The organism is Providencia sp. JGM181 (assembly GCF_018257375.1).
GTDB lineage: Bacteria > Pseudomonadota > Gammaproteobacteria > Enterobacterales > Enterobacteriaceae > Providencia > Providencia lanzhouensis.
This window is the reverse complement of record NZ_JAERJY010000243.1, coordinates 1-2,122: the sequence shown is the minus strand read 5'-3', so window position 1 is coordinate 2,122 and position 2,122 is coordinate 1. Positions and strand designations below refer to the sequence as shown.

The following is a 2,122-nucleotide window of genomic DNA, read 5'->3' as shown; positions in this document are numbered from 1 at the left end:
AAAATATTCTTATTAGGATTTTAATTTTAAAATTCCAATAGGAGGGGTTTTATTCGTTTAAATATTATTTTTATTTTATAGGATTTATTTCATGTTTAAGAGAACCGTAATTGCATTATCTTTAATTTCTGTTTCAAGCGCGACATTAGCAGCTGCACCTGTGGCTAATTTAAAAGTATCAGGTTCAATTACACCACCAACTTGTACTATTAAAGGTCAGAATGAAGTTGATCTAGAATATGTATTTGATGTGTCACCTGGAATGTTCCCTGTTTCAGGTAATTTAGGACTTGATGCAAAAACAAATAGCATTGAAGTGATTTGTGATGCAGCGACTTATTTAACTTTCTCCTCTACTGATAATCGTGCGAGTTCTGTATTAACCGCGGGTGTATATAACTTTGGTCTAGGTCTGTTTGATACCGATAAAAAAGTTGGTTTCTATACAATTACTATGAAGAATGCGACAGTCAAAGCGGATTCTTCAAGTGCTGCTCAAGCTGTTGGTATTTCGAATGGTGCAACATATGCAACAGCAATGTCTATTGATAAAACGAAAAAAATGGCGTGGGCAACAGCTACGAGCACATTAAGAGCTGGGCAAATTTTTGCAGCAGACTTTGATGTAAAACCAACGCTGAGTTCTGAATTGAAAACAAGCTCGGGTGATGCGGAATTAGATGGTCATGCAACATTAGCCTTTGCTTTCTCTCTCTAATTTTTTGATTGAAATGAATAGATATAAATTTATATCTATTCATTATGGAACGGAACTATGATTAAAAAAATAACACCATTAATATTATCGACGGTATTAATATCTCCAGCTGTATTTGCCAATACAACTGCAAATATAAAAGTATCCGGCAAAGTTGCAATGCCAACCTGTTTAATTAATGGAAATGAACAGTCAGATGTTATTTTTGAATTAGCAAAAACATCGCCAAGATATTTGAGTCAAACATCTTATACGGTATTACAATCACCGGTTAAAAAGAATGTCACTGTGACTTGTGATGCGGAGACATATTTAACCTATCGTGCAACGGATACGTATCAAAGTACGCCATGGCCTACAGCATCTGGCGATACTTATTTTTTCATGGTGCATTCGGATAGCCCAGATAAATCCGTCGGTGCAGTGATGTTTGCTGTTTCTGATGTCACGATTGATTCTAAAACTGCTTTTATTGCAAGTGATGGTGTTACAGCAAATAACTCTGTCATGACTAAGAAAATACTTAATGGTTTTGGTACAAAGAGCTCAACAATATTCGCCAATAAATTAACAGCGGGAAAAGTATTCTCTGCGGATTTTGTAACAACCAGCGTTTATATTAGCTCAATCAACCAATTAACGACAGCGGGTATCGATTTGACGTCTAATGTTGATTATCAAGCAGAGGCTGTGCTGGCGTTTAACTTTGGTATTTAATTAAATTCTAATGAAATTTATTTCTTGGGGAATATATGCGTTTATTTGTCACTCCAGTAACTAAAGCTACATTGCTGTTTGCATATTGTAGTCTGTTTTTTAGTGAAGCAGTTTATTCGCATACTTTTCAAAATAGAAATATTATTGAACAGGTTGAGTCACCCCCTACGTGTGAAATCGTTATCCCTGATGGCGGGCAATATCAATTTAATCAATTGCATGCTCGCCAGTTTAATGCGATTAACGCAACGGAAATACCCGAGATTACCAAAACATGGCAAGTGTCGTGTAATACACCAACTCAATTGCTTGTTCAGTTCTCGGATAACCGAAGTGATTCATCACAATTGGGAAATGAAGATTACTTTGGGTTAGGGAAGGTGAATAACCAAGGACGATTAGGGAATTACCAGCTGATACTTAACCAACCAAAAGTGGATGGTCAATCGGTTGGAATCGGAGTGGTGGAAGGCGCAGGGCCATTTCAGCGCATTCAAGGAGCGGTATTAAAAGGGAAAAAATATGCATGGTTTACAAATGAAAACGTATTATCCAGTGGAAAAAATTTCACCGTTAATATAGCCGTTAAGCCTATATTAAACAGCCTTAAAGAAACCAATGGTCCAATTATTGAGGCTGTGGAATTAGATGGCAGTGCAGATATTATATTTTCATTTGGCATATAGC

At 36.4% G+C, this 2,122-nt stretch carries 3 protein-coding genes; all 3 read left to right on the top strand.

All coding sequences use genetic code 11. From position 1 onward, the window contains the following. Positions 1-91: 91 nt before the first annotated feature. The 3 genes from JK188_RS17170 to JK188_RS17160 are packed head-to-tail and all read left to right on the top strand — an operon-like array spanning position 92 to position 2,121. Positions 92-718: a fimbrial protein gene (locus JK188_RS17170; RefSeq protein WP_211886568.1), complete on the top strand. Its 627-nt coding sequence runs from the start codon at positions 92-94 to the stop codon at positions 716-718. Positions 719-775: 57 nt separating this feature from the next. Then, positions 776-1,435, top strand: coding sequence for a fimbrial protein (locus JK188_RS17165; RefSeq protein ID WP_211886566.1), 660 nt, complete (start codon positions 776-778; stop codon positions 1,433-1,435). A gap of 35 nt (positions 1,436-1,470) precedes the next feature. Continuing rightward, positions 1,471-2,121, top strand: a complete 651-nt coding sequence (locus JK188_RS17160) for a hypothetical protein (RefSeq protein WP_211886564.1) — start codon at positions 1,471-1,473, stop codon at positions 2,119-2,121. Position 2,122 lies beyond the last annotated feature (1 nt).